This window comes from Microbacterium sp. ZW CA_36 (assembly GCF_044987475.1).
Lineage (GTDB): Bacteria > Actinomycetota > Actinomycetes > Actinomycetales > Microbacteriaceae > Microbacterium.
In genome coordinates this window covers 1-22,817 of the sequence record NZ_JBJDRL010000048.1, presented here as the reverse complement: position 1 = coordinate 22,817, position 22,817 = coordinate 1, and the positions used below count along the sequence as shown (strand labels likewise).

The following is a 22,817-nucleotide window of genomic DNA, read 5'->3' as shown; positions in this document are numbered from 1 at the left end:
CCGCCGAGGCCTCCGTGACGCCGGATTTCGAGGTGTGCGGGAACATCGCGGGCGACCCGGCCGTTCTGTTATCCTGGAGTGTCACTCGTGTGGCTGTTTCGCCACGCTCGGGTACCGGTTCGCGCCGGTGTCCCACATCCCGCAAGGGTCCGGGCGACATCGCTGGAAATCCGCTTCGCCTCGGCTCGAGGCATCCGTTCGCCCTTGCGCGAAGATGCCGCTGAAAGCCGGAGCCCGACACCAAACCCAACAAGGACAACCCACTACATGACTACCGCAACGACCGCCCCGGCCACCAAGCAGGTCGCGATCAACGACATCGGATCTGCCGAGGACTTCCTGGCCGCGGTCGAGAAGACCCTGAAGTTCTTCAACGACGGCGACCTCATCGAGGGCACCGTCGTGAAGATCGACCGCGACGAGGTGCTCCTCGACGTCGGTTACAAGACCGAGGGTGTCATCCCCTCGCGCGAGCTCTCCATCAAGCACGACGTCGACCCCAACGAGGTCGTCAAGGTCGGCGACGAGGTCGAAGCCCTCGTTCTCCAGAAGGAGGACAAGGAAGGCCGCCTCATCCTCTCCAAGAAGCGCGCGCAGTACGAGCGTGCCTGGGGCGACGTCGAGAAGATCAAGGAGAACGACGGTGTGGTCACCGGCTCCGTGATCGAGGTCGTCAAGGGTGGTCTGATCGTCGACATCGGCCTGCGCGGCTTCCTGCCCGCTTCGCTGATCGAGCTCCGCCGCGTCCGCGACCTCACGCCGTACCTCGGCCAGGAGATCGAGGCGAAGATCCTCGAGCTCGACAAGAACCGCAACAACGTCGTGCTCTCGCGCCGCGCCCTGCTCGAGCAGACGCAGTCCGAGTCGCGCACCACGTTCCTCAACAACCTGCACAAGGGCCAGGTCCGCAAGGGCACGGTCTCGTCGATCGTCAACTTCGGTGCGTTCGTCGACCTGGGTGGCGTGGACGGTCTCGTGCACGTCTCCGAGCTCTCGTGGAAGCACATCGAGCACGCGTCCGAGGTCGTCGAGGTCGGCCAGGAGGTCACCGTCGAGATCCTCGAGGTCGACCTGGACCGCGAGCGCGTCTCGCTGTCGCTCAAGGCGACGCAGGAGGACCCGTGGCAGGTCTTCGCCCGCACGCACGCGATCGGTCAGGTCGCTCCGGGCAAGGTCACCAAGCTCGTTCCGTTCGGTGCGTTCGTGCGCGTCGCGGACGGCATCGAGGGCCTCGTGCACATCTCGGAGCTGTCGGGCAAGCACGTCGAGCTCGCCGAGCAGGTCGTGTCGGTCGGCGAAGAGGTCTTCGTCAAGATCATCGACATCGACCTCGAGCGTCGCCGCATCTCGCTCTCGCTGAAGCAGGCGAACGAGTCGGTCGACCCCAACGGCACCGAGTTCGACCCGGCGCTGTACGGCATGGTCACGGAGTACGACGAGAACGGGGAGTACAAGTACCCCGAGGGCTTCGACCCCGAGACCAACGCGTGGCTCGAAGGCTTCGACGAGCAGCGCGAGAAGTGGGAGCAGGAGTACGCCGCTGCCCACGCTCGCTGGGAGGCCCACAAGGCCGCCGTCACGAAGGCTCTCGAGGCCGAGGCTGCCGCCCCGGTCGAGACCGGCTCGTCGACCTTCTCGTCCGACAGCAGCCCGGTGGGCACGCTGGCCGACGACGAGGCGCTCGCCGCTCTGCGCGAGAAGCTCTCGGGTCGCTGATCCTGAGCTGAGCCGCCTGGTTCTCTGAACCGCTGGTTCCGGAAGGGCCGTCACCTCCGACCCCAAGGTCGGTGGGGGCGGCCCTTTCGCCTTCCTGGAACACGAGCCCACGGCTCGATGAGCACGTCGGTGGGGGCGGGTACTGTCGCGGTGTGCCTGCGAACCGAGTCTCCGCCCGCTGCCTGGTGGACGACGACGGATGCCGGGGCCCGGTGCCCCTCGATGCTCCCATTCCGCTCTGCGAGCGGCATCTCGCCGTGGCGGCGGAGTGGGGTGGGGCGCATGACGGGCTCACCGACGTCCTGCCGTCACCCTGCGGGCTGTGCGGATCGCGCCTCGGCGTCCGCTATCCGTCGGGATGGCTGTGCGCGGTGTGCGAGTGGCGCCACGGCGAGATCCCCGATGCCGAGATCCCGCCGCCGCGCGTCGACGTGGTCTACTACCTGCGCTACGCCGATCGGGTGAAGATCGGCACGAGTGCGAATCCGCGCCAGCGCTTCGGGGCGATCTGGCACGACGAGCTGCTGGCGTTCGAGCGCGGCGGGCGCGCGCTCGAACAGCGACGGCACGTGCAGTTCACGGCCGACCGCTATCCCGGCACGGAGTGGTTCCGTCGCTCGGAAGCGCTCACCGCGCACATCGCGGTGCTCGCGGCCGGCGTCGACGATCCGTGGCAGCTCCACGCCCGGTGGCTGAGCGAGGCGCTCGCGGCACAGGGGTGAGCCGTACGCCCTCGGTGAACCGCGGCGGATCCTCCAGCCCTCTCCGAGGAACCGCGCCTAGCGTGGTGGTCCACCCCGCCTCGGGATCCGCGCAATCGGCCCACGGACGGGCCCGGCTGAGAGAAGGAGCGCCACATGGGATTCCTCGATCGACTGTTCGGAGACTCGGATGCCGAGCGTCAGGCGCCCCCCGTGCCGCCGAACCGCTACGGCACGCCGGCACCCGGTGCGCCGGCGCCCGGTGCACCGGCACCCGGTGTGCAGCCCCCGCGGAGCGAGGACGAGATCGCCATCGAGCGCTACCGCTACCTGCTGAGGACGGCGCCGCCCGAGACCATCGAGCAGGTGCACGCCGAGGCGTTCGGCAGGCTCACCGAGCCGCAGCGTCAGCAGGTGCTCGCCGAGCTCTCCGCCGGACTTCCGCCCGCCGAGCGGCCGCGCTCGGGCGACCCGCAGACGATGGCCCGCGCGGCGACGCGCGCCGAGTACCTCAACCCCGGCTTCATGGAGCGCACCCTCGGGCCGCAGCGTCAGGGGCCGTCGTTCGGCTCCATGCTGGGCTCGTCGATCCTCGGCACCGTCGTCGGGTACGTCATCGGCTCGGCGCTGGTGAGCTCGTTCCTGGCGCCGACGTTCGCCTCCGACCCGGGCTCCCAGGACGGCTCTGCGACGGATGGCGGCGGCGACGCCGGCGCCGATGCGGGCACGGACGCCGGCGGGGAGTCGGCGACGGCCGACGCCGGCTGGGGCGACAGCGGGTCGGGCTGGGGCGGTGACACGAGCGGCGACGCGGCCGGCTCCGACGTCGGCGGATTCGGCGATTTCGGCGACTTCGGGTTCTGACGACGCGCTCGCCGGGCGCGCCGTGGACGCCCGGCGAGCGTGACATCGAGCGCGCCCTTCCCGCACAGGGGCGCGGCATCCGTTACCGTCGCGGTATGACCGCCGCGACGCCGGGCGACACGGGGGCGCCCGCGGTGCGCTCCCGCCCCCGCGTGACCGCGCCCGAGGCCGCAGACCGCACGCGCGGCCGCACCGCGATGCTCAACCAGCTGCTGCTGGCCGCCGTCGTGTTCGTGCTCGGCGTGCTGGTGGCGGTCGGCCCCTTCGGCGGCGAGCCCGTGCTGTTCTTCAGTGGGGTCGTGGTGGTGGTCGCGGTGACAGCGGCGACGCTCGTGATCCCGTGGAATCGCCTGCCGTACGGGTGGGTCGCCGTGGTGCCCGCGGTCGACATCCTCGCCATCACGCTCATGCAGATCGCGGCACCCGACACGGTGCTCGGCCTGCTCTGGATCTTCCCGACGATGTGGCTCGCCGCCGGCTTCGGGCTGCTGGGCCTGTTCGGCGTGATCGTCGCGATCGCCGGCATCGTCAGCGTGCTGACGGCGCTCAGCGCTACCGAGGTGACCTACCGCACGTTCCTGCTGCCTCTCGTGCTCTTCGCCGTCGCCGCGACGAGCCACCTCAACGCCCGCCGGTCGGACGCGCAGCGCATGCTGCTGGCGAAGCAGTCGCAGCTGCTGCAGAGCGTCCTGGCGCGCACGCGCCGGCAGGAGCAGGTCGTGACGGAGGTGCTCGACGCCGTGGACTTCGGCGTCGTGCGCATCGGTCCCGCCGGACGGGTCGCCGTCCGCAACGAGGCGCACGGCCGACTACAGCAGGGCCACGAGCCCGACGACGATCGGGCTGAGGTGCTCGCCTTCCGCGACGACGGCAGCTCACCGCTGCCGCCCGACGAGCTCCCGCTCGAGCGCGCGCGCCGCGGCGAGGCGTTCGACGACCAGGTCGTGTGGTTCGGGGCGGAGCCCGGTCCCCGCCGGGCTCTGACGATCACCGCGCGCCGCCTCACCGACCCCGACGGGGGCGACGCGGGAGCCGTCGTCGTCTCGCGGGACGTGACGGCGGAGCTGACCGCCCTCCGCGCACGCGACGACCTGGTCGCCTCGGTGTCGCACGAGCTGCGCACCCCACTGACCTCGATCCTCGGCTACCTCGACCTCGCGATCGAGGACCCCGACACCCCCGACGCGGTGCGCGCGAGCCTCGACGTCGCCGAGCGCAACGCCGAGCGCCTGCTGCGCATCGTCGCCGACATCCTCGCCGCCTCGAGCTCGTCGCCGTCATCGGTGGAGGCATCGCTCGCTCCGCAGCTCGTCGACGCGCGCGAACTCGTGGCCGCCGCCGTCGACGATGCCCTGCCGCGCGCCGCCGCGCGGGCCATCACGATCGATGCGACGGGTCTGGAGCCGGCGATGGCGTGGGCGGATCCGCTGCGGCTGCGGCAGGTCGTCGACAACCTCGTGTCGAATGCCATCGCCTACAACAAGGACGGCGGCACGGTCTTCGTCGGCACGACGACGGACGGCGACTCGAGCTGGATCCTGGTGCGCGACACCGGCGTGGGCATCTCGGACGCCGACCGCTCGCGGCTCTTCCAGCGCTACTACAAGGCGGGCGGCGATCGGCGGACGGGCACCGGTCTCGGCCTCGCGATCACGCGCGACATCGTGCGCGCGCACGGGGGCGAGCTCGCCCTGCACAGCGCGCCCGGAATCGGCTCGACCTTCATCGTGAAGCTGCCCGCGATCGCCCCCGAGGGAGATGCACCATGACCCTGGATCTGGCGAGCGTGCTGATCATGACCGCCCTGGTGGTCAACGTCAGCGGCGTGCTGTTCATTCTCGAGACGCTGCTGCGCCGCGACGAGGGTGCGGGGCGCATCTGGTCGGTCGGCTTCCTCGCGGCCATGCTCACCACCCTCGCCTACACCGTCTGGGTGCAGTCCGACGGCGCATGGTGGGCCATCGCGGTCGGCAACGCCGCCTTCGTCGCCGGCACCGGCTGCATGTGGCTGGGATGCCGCCGCTTCAACGGGCGCCGCATGCGCTGGTCGTCGATCCTCGTGGCCGCCGCCGTCGTCGCGGCCGCGCTCGGCGTGGCCCTCGAAGGGGCCGACGGCGGCGACTGGGCCGGCGTCCTGTGGATGTTCGTGCCCCTGGTGGGCTTCGCCGGGGCCGGCGCCGTGGAGTGCCTCCGCGGCGACATGCGGGAGTCGCGCACGGCGTGGGTGCTCGGAGCGGTGCTGGGGTTCCAGTCGCTGTACTACGTGTCGCGGACGACCGCCTTCCTCACGTCCGGTCCCGACAGCGCCCTGTTCCAGGCAGCGTTCGGCACCGTCAGCACCAGCTACCTCACGGTTACGCTGACCATCGTCGCCGTGGTCGTGACCTCGGTGCTGCGGGCGAGCCGCGCGCCGATGCGCGGCTACCTGCGCGACGCCCGGACGGTCGACGAGGAGCAGGGGATCGTCAGCGACGAGTCCTTCGCGCTCCTGCTGGACGGCATCTGCCGGCGGGCCGAGCGCGGCCACGAATCGGTGGCCGTGACGGCCGTGCGCCTCGACGACCTCGATCCCATCTCCACCGCCTTCGGCAGCGACGTGGCCGGATCGGTGGCGGCGACGTGGCGGACCGGCGTGCGCCATCACGCGCCGACCAACGCCGTCGTCGGCCAGGACGGGCCGACCGGGCTCGTCGTGGGGATGGCTGTGGCGTCCGAGCAGGAGGCGCGTCGTCAGGCGGGCGCGATCTACCGCGGCCTCTTCGACGATCTCGGCAAGGTCGGCGGGGGAGTGATCCCCGTCGTCGGCGTCGGCGTCGCGCTGAGCGACACCGCCGGGTACGACCCGGCCGAGCTCGTCCGCGCGGCCCGCGAGGCCGCGAGCCGGGCGGCCGCGAACGTCGAGACGTCCGTGCTCATCGACGACGGCGAGTAGCGGCTTCGCCCGCGACGGAGGCTCCACGCGAGGCCACGCGACGCGACGCGACGCACGCGCGCGCACCGCTCCCGCGGCGCGAGGGCGCACTGCCCTGCCGAGGGCTCAGGCGGTGAGCCGGTAGCCGACTCCGCGCACGGTCTCGATCCATCGCGGCTGGGCCGGCGACTCGCCGAGCTTGCGCCGCAGATTGGCCATGTGCACCTCGATGGCGCGTGCGTCGCTGTCGGAGACGAAGTCGCTCACCGCGTACTGGTCGCCGCGCAGCATGAGGGCGAGGTCGGACTTCGCCCGCACACGCCGGCCCGCGACCAGCAGATCGGCGAGGATGTCGAACTCGCTGCGCGTCAGCTCGACATCCTGCTCGTCGACCGTGACGAGGTGGGTGGCGGCGTTCAGCCGGAGTCCGTGGTGCTCGAGCCAGACGCCGTCGGAGGAGACGGGCGTCGCGCCGCCGTCCGGATCGGGAGGCGTGACCTGCCGCGGTCGCCGGAGCATCGCGTCGATGCGCGCGCGCAGCTCACGAGGGCGGAACGGCTTCGCGACGTAGTCGTCGGCGCCCGCCTCGAGCCCCTGCAGCGCGTCAATCTCCTCGCTGCGGGCGCTCAGCATCACGATGTACGTCGAGCTGATGGCCCGGATGCGCTTGGCGGTCTCGAAGCCGTCGATGCCGGGCATGTTGACATCGAGCGTCGTGACCAGGGGGCGATGCTCGCGGACCAGCTCGACGCCGTCGGCGCCGTTCGCCGCGCCGTGCACTTCGAAGCCCGCCTGGGCGAGGACCGTCGACAGGAGAGAACGGATGTCCTCTTCGTCTTCGATCACGACGGCGACGCGCGCTTCTTCCACCGATGCACCCTCCGGATCCGGGAGTGTCGACGGATCCTGGACGTCGGTCATGATATCCCAGAACGCGCTCCGGAACGCGTGTGACGACGCGCCTGTCACGTGCGGCGTCCGCATATGTGCGGCTCCGCAGAGCCCGCCGCGCGCCGGGACGACCCTCCCGGGAGGGCACGGGCCGCGCGTAGGGCGGGAGATTTCCCCACATCCCGCCCTGCGCGCGTCCTCGGTGCACGGACCTCGGCCGCCTTGGTCCCCACGCGGGCGGCCCGCCCGCACCTCAGAACCGTCCGTCTGCCCCCGTCGTCGCGAAGACGTCGGGTGCGTCGCATACAGCAGTACGCGTTGTCGTCGAACGCAACGGTGTCGCGTCCAACGTTCACTTGCGCCATCCCCAGCTGTACGGGTGGACCTGTCCTTCGGGTGCCCCGAGGCTACCGCCGCCTCCTCAGCGCCCGCTCAGGCCCGCCTCAGGAACAGGTCAAGGAGTCGGCATGGCATGCTCGACACATGCCGCTCGTCGCGCTCACCGGAGGCATCGCCTCGGGAAAGTCCACCATCGCCCGTCGCCTCGCCGAGCACGGCGCCGTGATCGTCGACGCGGATCAGCTCGTGCGCGAGGTGCAGGCGCCGGGTGGGCCGGTGCTGGCGGCGATCGCCGACTCCTTCGGCGAGGGGATGGTGCGCCCCGACGGATCCCTGGATCGTGCGGCCCTCGGCACACGGGTGTTCGGTGACGCGCCGGCGATCGCCCAGCTCAACGCGATCGTCCATCCCGCCGTACGCGCCGAGTCCGCCCGCCGCTTCGCCGCGGCGTTCGCGGCCGACCCGGATGCCGTCGTCGTCTACGACGTGCCGCTGCTGGTCGAAGCGCGCGTGGACGACCCCTGGCAGCTCGTCATCGTGGCGCACGCGCCGGCAGATGTGCGAGCGGACCGCCTCGTCGGGCTGCGTGGTCTCAGCCACGCGGATGCCGCGGCGCGCATCGCCTCGCAGGTGCCGGACGAGGCGCGTCTGCGGATCGCCGACGTGGTGATCGACACGGCGGGCGCCCTCGACGACACGCTGCGCCAGGTGGACGAGCTGTGGGAGAGACTCGACGAGCACGTGGCGCGGCGCGCGGGGGCCTCCTAGCCGTCACCGAGGCGGTCGCCGGAACCGGCGCTATGGCCGTACCGCGACGTCGCTCTGCGGACTAGCCTGGGATCAGACCCGAGGAGGTGTCGCATGGGTATGCTCTCCAAGTTCCGGCGGCGTCGTGCCCCCTATCGTGCGGCGAGCGAAGAGGAGCGCATCTCGCGCTACGTCTACCTGCTCGGGACGCTCCCGGCCTCGGTGATCGAGAGCGCGCACGCGTCTGCGTTCGCCGACGTTCCGCCGCAGCGTCGCCGCGAGATGTTCGAGCAGCTGCGCCCGTTCCTCGCGGAGTCCGAGCGCGACGCGGCGGCCGAGGATCCCACCGTGATCGCCCGTCTCGTCCGTCGTGCAGAAGAGCACCGCGCCGCCCGGCGCGCGGCGGACGACGGCACGGATGCCGCGACGCGAAGCGCTGCGGATCCGGCGCGCACGGCGGTCGGCGTCGACGAGTCGGACCCGCGCGACCAGGTCGATGTGCGGAACATGCTCACGAGCGTCGGGATCATGGCGATCGTCGCGAACCAGTTCCTGCTGTCGACCTCGGTGACCATGTACTACACGATGGGTGCGGGGTCGCTTCTGCTCGGCTCCGAGCCGGCCTGGGTGGGCGAGACGTACGATCCCGGCTTCACGGGGTTCGACGGCGGCGGCTCGGGAGGGTTCGACGGGGGCGGCGGAGCGTTCGACGGCGGAGGATTCGACGCCGGAGGGTTCGGCGGCGGTGGCTTCGACGGCGGCGGGGGATTCGGCGGCTGACCCGCAGGACGCCCGACCGCGGCATCCGCTCGTCGCGAACGCCGCCCCGATGTCGGAGGCGCCGCCTACGCTGGACAGGTGCAGACCACTCGATCCGTGCGGCCGTTCGAGGTCGTGAGCGAATTCGCCCCGTCGGGCGACCAGCCGCAGGCGATCGCCGAGCTGGCGGCGCGCATCAACGCCGGTGAGACCGACGTCGTGCTGCTCGGCGCGACCGGCACCGGAAAGTCGGCGACGACGGCATGGCTCGTCGAAGCCGTGCAGCGGCCGACCCTCGTGCTGGCGCACAACAAGACGCTCGCGGCGCAGCTGGCCAACGAGTTCCGCGAGCTCATGCCCCACAACGCGGTCGAGTACTTCGTCAGCTACTACGACTACTACCAGCCCGAGGCGTACGTCCCGCAGACCGACACCTTCATCGAGAAGGACTCCTCGGTCAATGCCGAGGTCGAGCGGCTGCGGCACTCGACGACCAACTCGCTGCTGAGCCGCCGCGACGTCATCGTGGTCAGCACCGTCTCGTGCATCTACGGACTCGGTGCGCCCGACGAGTACCTGCGGGCGATGGTCGCGCTGCAGGTGGGTGAGGTGTACGACCGCGACGCGCTCATCCGCAAGTTCATCGCCATGCAGTACAACCGCAACGACGTCGACTTCTCGCGCGGCAACTTCCGCGTGCGCGGCGACACCATCGAGATCATCCCGGTGTACGAGGAGTACGCCATCCGCATCGAGATGTTCGGCGACGAGATCGAGGCGCTCTTCATGCTGCATCCGCTCACCGGCGATGTGGTGCAGCGGCTCGACAGCGTGCCCATCTTCCCGGCGTCGCACTACGTCGCCGGCACCGAGACGGTGCAGCGCGCGATCGGCACCATCGAAGACGAGCTGGCCGAGCGGCTGAAAGAGCTCGAGTCGCAGAACAAGCTGCTCGAGGCCCAGCGCCTGCGCATGCGCACGACGTTCGACCTCGAGATGCTGCAGCAGCTCGGCTTCTGCTCGGGCATCGAGAACTACTCGCGGCACATGGACGGCAGGGCGCCCGGTGAGCCGCCGCACACGCTGCTGGACTTCTTCCCCGACGACTTCCTCATGGTGATCGACGAGTCGCACGTCACCGTTCCCCAGATCGGGGCGATGTACGAGGGGGATGCCTCGCGCAAGCGCACCCTCGTCGAGCACGGCTTCCGCCTGCCGAGTGCGCTCGACAACCGGCCGCTGCGGTGGGACGAGTTCAAGAACCGTGTAGGCCAGACCGTCTATCTCTCGGCGACGCCGGGACGCTATGAGATGGGCATCGCCGATGGCGTCGTCGAGCAGATCATCCGCCCGACCGGCCTCATCGACCCCGAGATCGTGGTGAAGCCCTCCAAGGGGCAGATCGACGACCTCCTCGAAGAGATCCGCCTCCGGGTCGAGCGCGACGAGCGCGTGCTCGTCACCACGCTCACGAAGAAGATGGCGGAGGAGCTCACCGACTTCCTCGGCGAGCACGGGGTGCGGGTGCGCTACCTCCACTCCGACGTCGACACGCTGCGCCGGGTCGAGCTGCTCAGCGAGCTGCGCGCCGGCGTGTACGACGTGCTCGTCGGCATCAACCTCCTCCGAGAGGGCCTCGACCTCCCCGAGGTGTCGCTGGTGTCGATCCTCGATGCCGACAAGGAGGGCTTCCTCCGCAGCGGCACCTCGCTGATCCAGACGATCGGCCGTGCGGCGCGCAACGTCTCGGGCCAGGTTCACATGTACGCCGACACGATGACCGACTCGATGGCCAAGGCGATCGAAGAGACCGACCGGCGCCGCGAGAAGCAGATCGCCTACAACACGGCCCACGGGATCGACCCGCAGCCGCTGCGCAAGCGCATCGCCGACATCACCGAGGTGCTGGCACGAGAGGCGTCCGATACGGATCGGATGCTGCGGGGCAAGGCCGCGGCGAAGACCAAGTCCGGCATGGGCAAGAGCCCGACGCCGCAGCTGCGACGCGAGGGCATCGCGGCCGAGGGGGCCGAACAGCTCGAGGCGACCATCGCCGACCTCAGTCAGCAGATGCTCGCGGCCGCCGGCGAACTCAAGTTCGAGCTCGCCGCGCGCCTGCGCGACGAGGTGCAGGATCTCAAGAAGGAACTGCGCGCCATGGAGCGCGCGGGGCACGCGTAGTCGCACCTCCTCGAGCCGGGCGGCCGGTGCCGGCTCAGGGGCAGTGCATCAGGGGCTTCGGTCCCGAGCGGTCGAAGGTGTGCTGTGCGATGGGCGCGCCGCACAGCGGGCACGCGCGTTCGGCGCGCTCGGCCGGCGTAGGCGGGGGAGCCGTCTCGTACGGCCCGACCGCCGCAGGTCCCGCCACGCGGATCAGGTTCGCGTTGAGGAACGCGTACCACCCGCCGGCCTCCCGCACACGTTCGCGGAGCGGGCGGCGGGCGGCGGGAGCGGCATCCGGTTCAGGCATGGTTCTTAGTGTACTAACGATTCGTGCACGATAGGATCGCGGACGTGAACGATGCCGACCTCAGCCCCGATGACCTGCTCGCACTCGACAACCAGGTGTGCTTCGCCCTGGTGACCGCCGCGCGCAACGTCGTCGGCCTGTACCGGCCGATCCTGGAGCCGCTCGGGCTCACGCACCCGCAGTACCTGGTCATGCTCGCGCTCTGGGAGCGATCGCCCCGGTCGCTGCGCGAACTCGCCGTCGAGCTGGCCCTGGAGCCTGCGACCCTGTCGCCGCTGGTGAAGCGACTCGAGGCTCAGGGGCTCGTGACGCGTTCGCGGCGGGACGACGACGAGCGCGTGCTCGACGTGCGGCTCACCGACGCGGGGCGGAGACTGCGCGAGCAGGCTCTCGAGGTGCCCGGCAAGGTGATGGCGAGCGTCGGAACGGACGCCCAGGCACTCCTGGCCCTCCGCGACGCGCTGCGCCCGTTCGCCGGCGCGCGCTGACCTGGGCCGCCGCGCCGGACGCGCCGTCTTCGCCCACGGCGAACGGCTCCCAGGCCTCATGTCGGAGGCCCCGCCTACACTTGACTGGTGCCCATCGTCCCTGTCGCCCTGCCCGCGAACATGCCCGCAAAGACCGTCGGCGGCGCCAGCGGAATGCTGAGCGTCCGCGGTGCCCGCGTGCACAATCTGAAGGATGTCGACCTCGACATCCCGCGCGATTCGCTCGTCGTCTTCACGGGGCTGTCCGGCTCCGGCAAGTCCAGCCTCGCGTTCGACACGATCTTCGCCGAGGGGCAGCGCCGGTACGTCGAGTCGCTGAGCGCGTACGCCCGCCAGTTCCTGGGACAGGTCGATCGTCCCGACGTCGACTTCATCGAGGGCCTGAGCCCTGCCGTGTCGATCGACCAGAAGTCGACCAACCGCAACCCCCGGTCGACCGTCGGCACGATCACCGAGATCCACGACTACATGCGCCTGCTGTGGGCCCGCATCGGCGTGCCGCACTGTCCCGAGTGCGGTGAGGTCATCCAGCGCCAGACGGTGCAGCAGATCGCCGACCAGCTCATCGAGCTGCCCGAGCGCACGCGGTACCAGATCGTCGCCCCGATCGTCACCCAGAAGAAGGGCGAGTTCGTCGACCTCTTCAAGGAGCTCGGCGCCAAGGGCTATGCGCGCGCCATCGTCGACGGCGAGCTGATCCAGCTGGCCGAGCCGCCCGTGCTCAAGAAGAGCTACAAGCACGACATCGCCGTCGTGGTCGACCGCCTCGTCGCGGCGCCCGCCATCCTGGATCGCGTCACCGACTCGGTCGAGACCGCGCTGTCGCTTGCCGGCGGTGTCATGCAGATCAACTTCGTCGACGAAGAGGGCGACGCCGCCTGGCAGTCCTTCTCCGAGAAGCTCGCGTGCCCGAACGGTCACCCGCTGCAGCTCACCGAGATCGAGCCGAGGACGTTCTCGTTCAACGCCCCGTTCGGCGCGTGCCCGGCCTGCTCGGGGCTCGGCACCCGCATGTCGGTGGACGTCGAGCTCATGCTGGGCGACGAGGACCTGTCGATCCGCGAGGGCGTCCTCATCCCGTGGACGACCCAGGGCAAGGGGCTCTTCCAGTACTACGAGCGCCTGCTCGAAGGACTCGCGAACGACCTCGGCTTCTCGCTCGACACTCCGTGGAAGAAGCTGCCGTCCGACGTCCGCGAGGCCGTGCTGCGGGGCGAGAACTACAAGGTCACGGTGCGGTGGAAGAACCGCTACGGCCGCGAGATGCGCTACTCGTCGGGTTTCGAGGGCGTCGTGCCGTACATCGAGCGGCAGTACACGCAGGCCGAGTCCGACACGCAGCGGCAGCGCTGGTCGGAGTACCTGCGCGAGGTGCCGTGCCCCGTGTGCGACGGCGCGCGCCTGAAGCCCGAGGTGCTGGCCGTGCAGGTGCACGGCCATTCGATCGCGGATGCCTCGCGCCTGAGCCTCGGCGAGGCGCGCGAGTACTTCGCGAAGCTGACGCTCACCGAGCGCGAGGCGACGATCGCCGCGCAGGTGCTGCGCGAGATCCGCCTGCGACTGGACTTCCTCATCCGCGTGGGTCTGGACTACCTCAGCCTCAGCCGCGCAGCCGCGACCCTGTCCGGCGGCGAGGCGCAGCGCATCCGGCTGGCCACGCAGATCGGCTCGGGCCTGACGGGCGTCCTCTACGTGCTCGACGAGCCGTCGATCGGCCTGCACCAGCGCGACAACCGCCGCCTCATCGAGACGCTCGTCGCGCTGCGTGACCTCGGCAACACGCTCATCGTCGTCGAGCACGACGAGGAGACGATCCACGCCGCCGACTGGGTCGTCGACATCGGCCCGGGCGCCGGCGTCAACGGGGGAGAGGTCGTGCACTCCGGTCCGATCGAGGAACTCCTCGCCGACCGCGACTCGATCACCGGCGACTACCTGTCGGGGCGTCGGGCGATCCCGACGCCGAAGAAGCGCCGCAAGATCGACAAGAAGCGTCAGGTCGGCGTGGTGGGCGCGCGTGAGAACAACCTGAAGAACGTCTCCGTCGACTTCCCGCTCGGCGTGCTCACCTCGGTGACCGGCGTGAGCGGCTCCGGCAAGTCGTCGCTGGTCAACGGCATCCTCTACCAGGTCCTGGCGACGCGCCTCAACGGCGCCCGCCGGGTGGCCGGCAAGCACACGCGCGTGACCGGGCTCGAGAACCTCGACAAGGTGGTCCACGTCGACCAGGCGCCGATCGGACGCACCCCGCGGTCCAACCCGGCGACGTACACCGGCGTGTTCGACCGCATCCGCACGCTGTTCAGCGAGACGCCCGAGGCGAAGGTCCGCGGCTACCAGCCCGGTCGCTTCAGCTTCAACGTCAAGGGCGGCCGCTGCGAGGCGTGCTCGGGCGACGGCACGATCAAGATCGAGATGAACTTCCTGCCCGACGTGTACGTCGACTGCGAGGTCTGCCACGGCAAGCGGTACAACCGCGACACCCTCGCCGTGCACTACAAGGGCAAGAACATCGCCGAGGTGCTGGAGATGCCGATCGCCGAGGCGGCGGAGTTCTTCGAGCCGATCCAGGCGATCCATCGCTACCTGAGGACGCTCGTCGACGTCGGTCTCGGCTACGTCCGGCTGGGGCAGTCCGCCACGACGCTGTCGGGCGGCGAGGCACAGCGCGTCAAGCTCGCCACCGAGCTGCAGCGCCGCACCAACGGCCGCTCCATCTACGTCCTCGACGAGCCGACGACCGGCCTGCACTTCGAGGACGTCCGCAAGCTCCTCGAGGTGCTGAACGGCCTCGTCGACAAGGGCAACACCGTCATCGTGATCGAGCACAACCTCGACGTGATCAAGTCCTCCGACTGGGTCATCGATCTCGGCCCCGAGGGGGGTGCCGGTGGCGGTGAGGTCATCGCGACGGGCACACCCGAGCAGGTCGCGCGCGTCGAAGCCAGCCACACCGGCGTCTTCCTCGCCGAGGTGCTGGGCGTCGGCGGCCAGGCGGAGCTCGTCGAGGCCCGCAAGGCCGGCTGAGCGGCATGGCGCGCTCCGCTCCCACCGTCCCGTACAAGCCGAACCCGGGCGAGATCCCCACCAATCCGGGGGTGTACCGGTTCCGCGACCGGGACGGGCGCGTGCTGTACGTCGGCAAGGCGAAGAACCTCCGCGCGCGCCTGTCGAACTACTTCGCTCCGCTGCACACGCTGCACGAGCGCACCCGTCGCATGGTGACGACGGCGGCGTCCGTGGAGTGGACCGTGGTCGCGACCGACGTCGACTCGCTGCAGCTCGAGTACCAGTGGATCAAGGAGTTCGATCCGCCGTTCAACGTCCGCTACAAGGACGACAAATCGTACCCGTTCATGGCGATCACGCTCGCCGACGAGGCGCCGCGGGTGATCGTGACGCGCAACCGCCGCATCCCGGGCGCCAAGTACTTCGGCCCGTACCCCAAGGTGTGGGCGGTGCACGACACGATCGACCTGATGATCAAGGTCTTCCCGATCCGCACCTGCAGCGACTCGTCGTACAAGAAGGCCATGGCGAGCGGCCGTCCGTGCTTCCCGGGCCAGATCGGGCGCTGCGGCGGACCGTGCTCGATGAAGGTCACGATCGAGGAGCACCGCGCGATCGTCGACGACTTCATCGCCTTCATGTCCGGCGGCGACCAGCGCTTCACGAAGCAGCTGACGGCGCGCATGCGAGAGGCCTCGGCGGCCATGGACTACGAGGCCGCCGCCGTCTACCGCGACCGCCTGCACTCCATCGACGCGGTGCTGAACAAGAGCGCGCTCGTGCTCGCCGCCGACACCGACGCCGACCTGTTCGGCATCGCCGAGGACGAGCTGGCCGCCACGGTGCAGCACTTCGTGATCCGCGGTGGCCGCGTGCGCGGTGTGCGCGCGACGACGATCGAGAAGGAGATCGACATCTCCGACGGCGATCTCGTCGACCAGGTCATCCAGCGCACCTACGGCAACGCGGCGGGTGCCGACATCCCGAAGCAGGTGCTCGTGCCCTCGATGCCGGACGACGCGGCCGACCTCGAGGAGTGGCTGCGCGCCCGGCGGGGCAAGGGCGTGGCGATCCAGGTGGCGCAGCGCGGCCGCAAGGCCGATCTCATGCGCACCGCCACGCTGAACGCCCAGCAGGCGCTGATGCTCCACAAGACCCGGCGCACCAGCGACTACGTCGCCCGCAGCCAGGCGCTCACCGACCTGCAGGAAGCGCTCGACCTCGCCGAGGCGCCGCTGCGCATCGAGTGCTTCGACGTGTCGCACCTGAGCGGCACCAACGTGGTGGCCTCGATGGTCGTCTTCGAGGACGGACTGCCGCGCAAGGATCAGTACCGCTCGTTCGGCGTCGCCGAGACCACGGACGACACCGACTCGCTCTACCAGGTGCTCACACGGCGCCTCGCCTACCTGGACCGCCCGGAGGAGAACGACACGCCGCTCGTGCCCGACGTGACCTCCGACGAGACCGTCGTCACCGAGCGGCGGCGCCCGCGCTTCGCCTACCGGCCGCAGCTGCTGGTGGTCGACGGCGGCAAGCCGCAGGTGGAAGCGGCGGCCCGCGCACTCCGTGATGCGGGCCACGAGGAGATCGCGTTGTGCGGCATCGCCAAGCGCCTCGAAGAGGTGTGGCTGCCGGGGGAGGAGTACCCGGTCATCCTGCCCCGCACCTCCGAGGCGCTCTACCTGCTGCAGCGTCTGCGCGACGAGGCCCACCGCTTCGCGATCACCCACCAGCGCAAGCGGCGGCGCCGCGACATCCAGAGCGTGCTGGCCGAGGTGCCGGGTCTCGGCGAGGCCCGCATCAAGGCGCTGCTGCGTCACTTCGGATCGGTGTCGGCGCTGCGCAAGGCGACCCCCGAAGAGATCGCCGAGCTCCCGGGCGTCGGCCCGAAGCTCGCCGCGGCGATTCACTCGCACCTCGCGGAGCCCGCGCCCGTCACCAGTGGGTAGGCTGGGCTCGACGGGGGTGGTCATGGGCGAGGCGACGCGTCACGACGTCGGAGAAGTGCTGATCGTCACGGGCATGTCGGGCGCCGGAAGATCGACCGCGGCGAACTCGCTGGAGGACCTCGACTGGTACGTGGTCGACAATCTGCCGCCGCAGATGCTGAAGCCGCTCCTCGACCTCACCGAGCTCGCCGGGGGAGTGCTGCCGAGGGTCGCCGTCGTCGTCGACGTGCGTGGCCGCGACCTCTTCTCCGACCTTCCCGATGCGATGCGGGCGCTTCGCGAGCGCCGGCAGATCCGGGTCATGTTCCTCGACGCCTCCGACGATGTGCTCGTGCGCCGGTTCGAGGCGGTGCGGCGCCCGCACCCGCTGCAGGGCGAGGGGACCATCCTCGACGGCATCCGCCGGGAGCGTGCGCGTCTCGCGGCCGTCCGCGAGGGTGCCGACGTCATCATCGACACGTCGTCGTACAACATCCACCAGCTCGCCACCAAGGTCGCCGATCTCTTCACCGAGGAGGGGTCCGCGCGGCACACGCTCACCCTGCAGAGCTTCGGCTTCAAGTACGGGCTGCCGCCCGACGCCGACCTCGTGGCCGACATGCGATTCCTGCCGAACCCGTTCTGGGACGAGCGGCTCCGCCCGTTCACCGGCGAGGACGCCGAGGTGCGCGAGTACGTGCTGGCCCAGACCGGCGCGGCCGAGTTCCTGGAGGCGTACAGCGCGGCGCTGCGCCCGGTGCTCGAGGGGTATCAGCGCGAGAACAAGAGCCACTCGGTCGTCGCCGTGGGCTGCACCGGCGGCAAGCACCGCTCGGTGGTGATGGTCCGCGAGCTCGCGGAGCGCCTCGCGGCGGTGCCCGGCGTGGCGGTCCGTGTGACGCATCGCGACCTCGGTCGGGAGTGATGAGGCGCGTCCCGGCCGGTAGGGTGGAGGGTCGTTCCCGAAAGACCCGCGAAGGAGTCCCGTGTCGCTGACCGCTGACGTGAAGGCCGAGCTGATCACCGTGCGAGACCCGCGCCCGACCGCACGGGTCGCCGAGCTCACGTCGCTGCTGCGATTTTCGGGCGGCCTGCACTCGATCGCGAACCGCGTCGCGGTCGAGGCCGAACTCGATTCCGACATCCTCGCCCGGCGCACCGCGCGCGACCTCGTCGAGCTGTACGGCGTGCGCCCGGAACTCGTGCACGTGCAGGGCTCCGGTGCCCGCACGGGCAGCCACTACGCGGTGCGCGTGATCGAGGGCGGCGAGACCCTCGCCCGCCAGACCGGCCTCCTCGACCAGCGGCGCCGTCCCGTGCGCGGGCTTCCCAACAAGCTCACGACGGGCTCACGCGGGGATCTCGCCGCGATCTGGCGCGGCGCGTTCCTGGCGGCCGGAACGCTCACCGACCCGGGTCGCTCCGCCGCGCTGGAGATCACCTGCCCGTCCTCCGAGGCCGCAATGGCCCTGGTGGGCGCCGCGCACCGTCTCGGCATCGCCGGCAAGGCCCGCGAGGTGCGCGGCATCCCGCGCGTCGTCGTGCGCGAGGGTGAGGCGATCCGCGCGGCCCTGGCCGCGATGGGCGCCATGCGCGCGGCGGCCGACTGGGACCAGATGCGTCAGCGCCGCGAGGTGCGTGCGGGCGTCAACCGGCTCGTGAACTTCGACGACGCGAACCTCCGTCGCTCGGCGCAGGCCGCCGTCGCCGCCTGCGCGCGCGTCGAGCGTGCGCTCGCGATCCTCGGCGACGAGGTGCCCGAGCACCTCCGCCAGGCCGGTGACCTGCGTCTCGCGCACCGCGATGCCAGCCTCGACGAACTGGGCCACCACGCGGACCCGCCGCTGACCAAGGACGCGGTCGCCGGCCGCATCCGTCGCCTCCTCGCGATGGCCGACAAGAAGGCCGAGGCCGAGGGTCTGCCCGGCACCGAGTCGGCCGTCCCCGCCGGCATCGAGGACTGATCCTGCGCGGCTGATGCCGCGGGCCACGGCCCGGCCGCGCACGCCCGAGCCTCCGTGGGGCGTGTAGCGATGCTTGGAGGTCCGGGGACCGTCTTCCACACGTCACAGTGGGAAGCAACCCCGTCGCCCGTGCGTTGCCGCTCAGTAGGATGATTCCGTCACCCTCGCTGCGCCGGGGATTTCGGCGCGCGCCGACAGGAAGAAGAGAACATGGCGAAGTACACCTTGCCCGACCTCCCTTACGACTACGCCGCCCTCGAGCCGCACATCAGTGGCAAGATCATGGAGCTGCACCACAGCAAGCACCACCAGGCGTACGTCACCGGCGCGAACACCGCGCTGGAGCAGCTGGCCGAGGCGCGTGAGACCGGCAACCTGGCCAACGTGAACAAGCTCGAGAAGGACCTCGCGTTCAACCTCGGCGGTCACGTCAACCACTCGATCTTCTGGACCAACCTGTCGCCCGAGGGCGGCGGAGAGCCCGAGGGCGAGCTGCGCGCCGCGATCGACGAGTTCTTCGGCGGCTTCGACAAGTTCCAGGCGCACTTCACCGCAGCCGCGACCGGCATCCAGGGCTCCGGCTGGGCCGTCCTCAGCTGGGACCCGATCGGCGAGCAGCTCATCATCCAGCAGCTGTTCGACCAGCAGAGCAACACCGCGCAGGGCACGATCCCGGTGTTCCAGCTCGACATGTGGGAGCACGCCTTCTACCTCGACTACCTCAACGTCAAGGCCGACTACGTGAAGGCTGTCTGGAACATCGCGAACTGGCAGAACGTGGCGCAGCGCCTCGACGCCGCCCGCCAGAAGACCTCGGGCCTGCTGGTACTGTCATAAAAGGCGCGGCCGTCCCGGCGGGACGCCCGCCGGGACGCCGTTGTCCTCGTTCGCACCGCACCAACCGCGCACTCGCGCACGACACATCTCAGGAGAAACTCCGTGACTGTCAAGATCGGCATCAACGGCTTCGGCCGAATCGGACGCAACTACCTCCGCGCGGCACTCGCGCAGGGTGCGGACCTCGACATCGTGGCGGTGAACGACCTCACCGACAACAAGACGCTCGCTCACCTGCTCAAGTACGACTCGGTCGGCGGCCCGCTGGACGCCGAGGTGTCCTACGACGAGGACTCGATCACCGTCGGCGGCAAGAAGATCAAGGTCTTCGAAGAGCGTGACCCCGCCAACCTCCCCTGGGGCGAGCTGGGCGTCGACATCGTCATCGAGTCGACCGGTCGCTTCACCAAGGCCGACGACGCCAAGAAGCACGTCTCGGGCGGCGCCAAGAAGGTGCTCATCTCCGCTCCCGCCACCGGTGACGACGTGACCGTCGTCATGGGCGTCAACGAGGGCGACTACGACCCCGAGAACCACGTCATCATCTCGAACGCGTCGTGCACCACGAACTGCCTCGCCCCGCTGGCCAAGGTCTTCAACGACGCCTTCGGCATCGAGCGCGGTTTCATGATGACCGCCCACGCCTACACGGCCGACCAGAACCTCCAGGACGGCCCGCACAGCGACCTCCGCCGTGCCCGCGCCGCGGCGATCAACATCGTCCCGGCCTCGACCGGTGCCGCGAAGGCCATCGGACACGTGCTCCCCGAGCTCAACGGCAAGCTCAGCGGCTCGTCGTACCGCGTGCCGGTTCCCACCGGCTCGATCGTCGACCTCACGATCGTCACCCCGACCGAGGGCCTCACGGTCGACCAGGTCAACGCCGCCTACCAGGCCGCCGCGGCCGACGGTCGCCTCGCGGGCTACCTGCAGTACACCGAGGACCCGATCGTCTCCAGCGACATCCAGGGCAACCCGCACTCGTCGATCTTCGACTCGGAGCTGACCAACGTCAGCGGCAACCTGGTCAAGGTGTCGGCCTGGTACGACAACGAGTGGGGCTACTCCAACCGCCTCGTCGACCTCACCGAGTACGTCGCCGAGAGCCTGTAACCACGCCATGGCTCTGCGCACCCTCGATTCGCTGGGTTCGCTGGCCGGCAAGCGCGTCATCGTCCGTGCTGATCTCAACGTTCCTCTCAAGGACGGGATCATCACGGACGATGGCCGTGTGCGGGCCACGCTCCCCACGCTCAACGCCCTGATCAATCAGGGCGCACGCCTCGTCGTCTGCTCGCACCTCGGTCGCCCCGACGGGGCTCCCGATGCGAAGTACAGCCTCGCGCCGGTCGCGCAGCGCCTGTCGGAGCTGCTCGGCAAGCCCGTCGCTTTCGCCCGCGACACCGTCGGCGAGTCCGCTCAGGAGGCCGTCCTGGCCCTCGAGGACGGCGACGTCGCGGTGATCGAGAACCTCCGGTTCAACCCGGGGGAGACCGCGAAGGACGAGGGGGAGCGCCGGGCGTTCGCCGAACAGCTCGCCGCACTCGGCGACGCACTCGTCTCGGACGGCTTCGGCGTCGTGCACCGCAAGCAGGCGTCCGTGTACGAGCTCGCCGAGATCCTGCCGTCCGCGGCGGGTCTGCTCATCGCGACCGAGCTGGACGTCCTGGATCGCCTCACCGAGAGCCCGGAGCGGCCCTACACGGTCGTCCTCGGCGGCTCGAAGGTCAGCGACAAGCTGGGTGTCATCTCGCACCTGCTGCCGCGCGTCGACCGGCTGCTCATCGGCGGCGGAATGCTCTTCACGTTCCTCGCCGCCCAGGGCCACAAGGTCGGCTCGAGCCTGCTCGAGGCAGACCAGCTCGACACCGTCCGCGAGTACATGCGCCGCGCGGAGGAGTCGGGCGTCGAGCTCGTGCTGCCGACCGACGTGGTCGTCGCCTCGAAGTTCGGAGCCGACGCGGAGCACGTGGTGACGCGCGCGGATCAGATCGAGGAGACGCCGTTCGGCGCCTCCGGGCTGGGCCTGGACATCGGGCCCGACACTGCAGCGCGGTTCGCCGAGCTCGTCCGCGGCTCGAAGACGGTGTTCTGGAACGGCCCGATGGGCGTGTTCGAGCTCGCGCCGTTCGCGGCCGGGACCAAGGCCGTCGCGCAGGCGCTCACCGAGGTCGACGGTCTGTCGGTCGTCGGCGGAGGCGACTCCGCCGCGGCGGTCCGCCAGCTCGGGTTCGCCGACGACGCCTTCGGTCACATCTCGACCGGCGGTGGCGCCAGCCTCGAGTTCCTCGAGGGCAAGAAGCTCCCCGGACTGGAGGTCCTCGGATGGCAGTAGACAGCGCTGGTTCAACGGCTGCTGCGCAGACCAGGCGTACCCCGCTCATCGCCGGCAACTGGAAGATGAACCTCGACCACCTGCAGGCGGTCGCGTTCGTCCAGAAGCTGCACTGGACGCTCAAGGACGCGAAGCACGAGGACGGCTCGGTCGAGGTGGCGGTCTTCCCGCCCTTCACCGACCTCCGCACGGTGCAGACCCTTCTCGACGCCGACAAGATCCCCTTCGCGCTCGGTGCACAGGACATCTCGTCGCACGACTCCGGCGCGTACACGGGCGAGGTCTCGGGCGCGTTCCTCTCGAAGCTCGACAACCGCTACGTGATCATCGGCCACTCCGAGCGTCGCGAATATCACCACGAGGGCGACGACATCGTCGCCGCGAAGGTGCAGGCGGCGCTGAAGCACGGGCTGGTTCCCGTGATCTGCGTGGGCGAGACCGCCGACGACCTCGAGAAGCACGGTGCGAGCGCCGTACCGGTCGGTCAGCTCCAGGCCGCACTCGAAGGCGTGAAGGCGGATGCCGACATCGTCGTGGCCTACGAGCCCGTGTGGGCGATCGGATCCGGCCAGGCGGCGACGCCCGAGCAGGCCCAGGAGGTGTGCGCCAAGCTTCGCGAGGTCATCGCCGACAAGCTCGGAGCGGATGCCGCAGCCCGCACGCGGGTTCTCTACGGTGGCTCGGTGAAGGCCGCGAACATCGCCAGCTTCATGCGCGAGCCCGATGTCGACGGTGCGCTGGTCGGCGGTGCGAGCCTCGTCGTCGACGAGTTCGCCGCGATCATCCGCTACCAGAAGCACGTCGGCGTCTGAGCGCTGCCCGGCGGGCGGCGGGGGGTTCTCCCCGCCCCCCCGG

19 protein-coding genes are annotated in these 22,817 nt (G+C 70.2%); 17 read left to right on the top strand and 2 right to left on the bottom strand.

The features are described from left to right. Window positions 1–267: 267 nt before the first annotated feature. From rpsA to ACI3KX_RS16620, 5 genes are all read left to right on the top strand, one after another. The gene (gene rpsA, locus ACI3KX_RS16640; RefSeq protein WP_331909034.1) at window positions 268–1,716 is read left to right on the top strand and encodes a 30S ribosomal protein S1; all 1,449 of its coding nucleotides are present in this window, start codon (window positions 268–270) and stop codon (window positions 1,714–1,716) included. 152 nt (window positions 1,717–1,868) lie between these two features. Beyond that, window positions 1,869–2,438, top strand: coding sequence for a GIY-YIG nuclease family protein (locus ACI3KX_RS16635; protein ID WP_363357510.1), 570 nt, complete (start codon window positions 1,869–1,871; stop codon window positions 2,436–2,438). A gap of 135 nt (window positions 2,439–2,573) precedes the next feature. Beyond that, on the top strand, window positions 2,574–3,281 hold the full coding sequence (locus ACI3KX_RS16630; RefSeq protein WP_363357509.1) for a hypothetical protein: 708 nt from the start codon (window positions 2,574–2,576) through the stop codon (window positions 3,279–3,281). 95 nt (window positions 3,282–3,376) lie between these two features. Further along, window positions 3,377–5,050 carry an ATP-binding protein gene (locus ACI3KX_RS16625; protein WP_363357508.1) on the top strand — a complete coding sequence of 558 codons (1,674 nt, stop codon included), beginning with the start codon at window positions 3,377–3,379 and terminating at the stop codon, window positions 5,048–5,050. Next, a complete protein-coding gene (locus ACI3KX_RS16620; RefSeq protein ID WP_349427693.1) occupies window positions 5,047–6,213 on the top strand; it encodes a hypothetical protein in 1,167 nt (388 codons plus the stop codon). Before ACI3KX_RS16625 ends, ACI3KX_RS16620 begins: the two co-directional genes overlap by 4 nt. Window positions 6,214–6,318: 105 nt before the next feature. Here ACI3KX_RS16620 and ACI3KX_RS16615 read toward each other — a convergent pair whose 3' ends face one another. Further along, window positions 6,319–7,062, bottom strand: a complete 744-nt coding sequence (locus tag ACI3KX_RS16615; protein ID WP_404910407.1) for a response regulator transcription factor — start codon at window positions 7,060–7,062, stop codon at window positions 6,319–6,321. A 504-nt stretch (window positions 7,063–7,566) separates the two neighbouring features. On the opposite strand from ACI3KX_RS16615, the gene coaE reads away from it, so the two are divergent. From coaE to uvrB, 3 genes are all read left to right on the top strand, one after another. Next, complete coding sequence (gene coaE / locus ACI3KX_RS16610) at window positions 7,567–8,190, top strand: dephospho-CoA kinase (RefSeq protein WP_404910406.1); 624 nt, start codon at window positions 7,567–7,569, stop codon at window positions 8,188–8,190. Window positions 8,191–8,283: 93 nt separating this feature from the next. After that, window positions 8,284–8,949 carry a hypothetical protein gene (locus ACI3KX_RS16605; protein ID WP_363357505.1) on the top strand — a complete coding sequence of 222 codons (666 nt, stop codon included), beginning with the start codon at window positions 8,284–8,286 and terminating at the stop codon, window positions 8,947–8,949. 78 nt (window positions 8,950–9,027) lie between these two features. Next, a complete protein-coding gene (gene uvrB, locus ACI3KX_RS16600) occupies window positions 9,028–11,109 on the top strand; it encodes an excinuclease ABC subunit UvrB (RefSeq protein WP_308867447.1) in 2,082 nt (693 codons plus the stop codon). Window positions 11,110–11,143: 34 nt separating this feature from the next. Here uvrB and ACI3KX_RS16595 read toward each other — a convergent pair whose 3' ends face one another. Then, window positions 11,144–11,398 (bottom strand): hypothetical protein, encoded by a 255-nt coding sequence (locus ACI3KX_RS16595; RefSeq protein WP_349427688.1) that lies wholly within the window; start codon window positions 11,396–11,398, stop codon window positions 11,144–11,146. 44 nt (window positions 11,399–11,442) lie between these two features. Between ACI3KX_RS16595 and ACI3KX_RS16590 the strand changes: the two genes are divergently transcribed. From ACI3KX_RS16590 to tpiA, 9 genes are all read left to right on the top strand, one after another. Continuing rightward, entirely contained in the window at window positions 11,443–11,886 is a 444-nt protein-coding gene (locus ACI3KX_RS16590; RefSeq protein WP_404910405.1) for a MarR family winged helix-turn-helix transcriptional regulator, read from the top strand. A 120-nt stretch (window positions 11,887–12,006) separates the two neighbouring features. Further along, window positions 12,007–14,913: an excinuclease ABC subunit UvrA gene (gene uvrA, locus ACI3KX_RS16585; RefSeq protein ID WP_404910414.1), complete on the top strand. Its 2,907-nt coding sequence runs from the start codon at window positions 12,007–12,009 to the stop codon at window positions 14,911–14,913. A 5-nt stretch (window positions 14,914–14,918) separates the two neighbouring features. Continuing rightward, on the top strand, window positions 14,919–16,847 hold the full coding sequence (uvrC, locus tag ACI3KX_RS16580) for an excinuclease ABC subunit UvrC (RefSeq protein WP_404910404.1): 1,929 nt from the start codon (window positions 14,919–14,921) through the stop codon (window positions 16,845–16,847). Between the two features lie 22 nt (window positions 16,848–16,869). Further along, window positions 16,870–17,751, top strand: a complete 882-nt coding sequence (gene rapZ, locus ACI3KX_RS16575) for an RNase adapter RapZ (protein ID WP_349427685.1) — start codon at window positions 16,870–16,872, stop codon at window positions 17,749–17,751. A gap of 61 nt (window positions 17,752–17,812) precedes the next feature. Continuing rightward, the gene (gene whiA / locus ACI3KX_RS16570) at window positions 17,813–18,790 is read left to right on the top strand and encodes a DNA-binding protein WhiA (protein WP_308867440.1); all 978 of its coding nucleotides are present in this window, start codon (window positions 17,813–17,815) and stop codon (window positions 18,788–18,790) included. A 210-nt stretch (window positions 18,791–19,000) separates the two neighbouring features. Then, window positions 19,001–19,627: a Fe-Mn family superoxide dismutase gene (locus tag ACI3KX_RS16565; protein WP_308867439.1), complete on the top strand. Its 627-nt coding sequence runs from the start codon at window positions 19,001–19,003 to the stop codon at window positions 19,625–19,627. Window positions 19,628–19,729: 102 nt separating this feature from the next. Next, complete coding sequence (gene gap / locus ACI3KX_RS16560) at window positions 19,730–20,740, top strand: type I glyceraldehyde-3-phosphate dehydrogenase (RefSeq protein WP_363357503.1); 1,011 nt, start codon at window positions 19,730–19,732, stop codon at window positions 20,738–20,740. A gap of 7 nt (window positions 20,741–20,747) precedes the next feature. Beyond that, window positions 20,748–21,962: a phosphoglycerate kinase gene (locus ACI3KX_RS16555; RefSeq protein ID WP_404910403.1), complete on the top strand. Its 1,215-nt coding sequence runs from the start codon at window positions 20,748–20,750 to the stop codon at window positions 21,960–21,962. Continuing rightward, window positions 21,953–22,774, top strand: coding sequence for a triose-phosphate isomerase (tpiA, locus tag ACI3KX_RS16550; RefSeq protein ID WP_404910402.1), 822 nt, complete (start codon window positions 21,953–21,955; stop codon window positions 22,772–22,774). The genes ACI3KX_RS16555 and tpiA overlap by 10 nt, the downstream gene beginning before the upstream one ends. Window positions 22,775–22,817 lie beyond the last annotated feature (43 nt).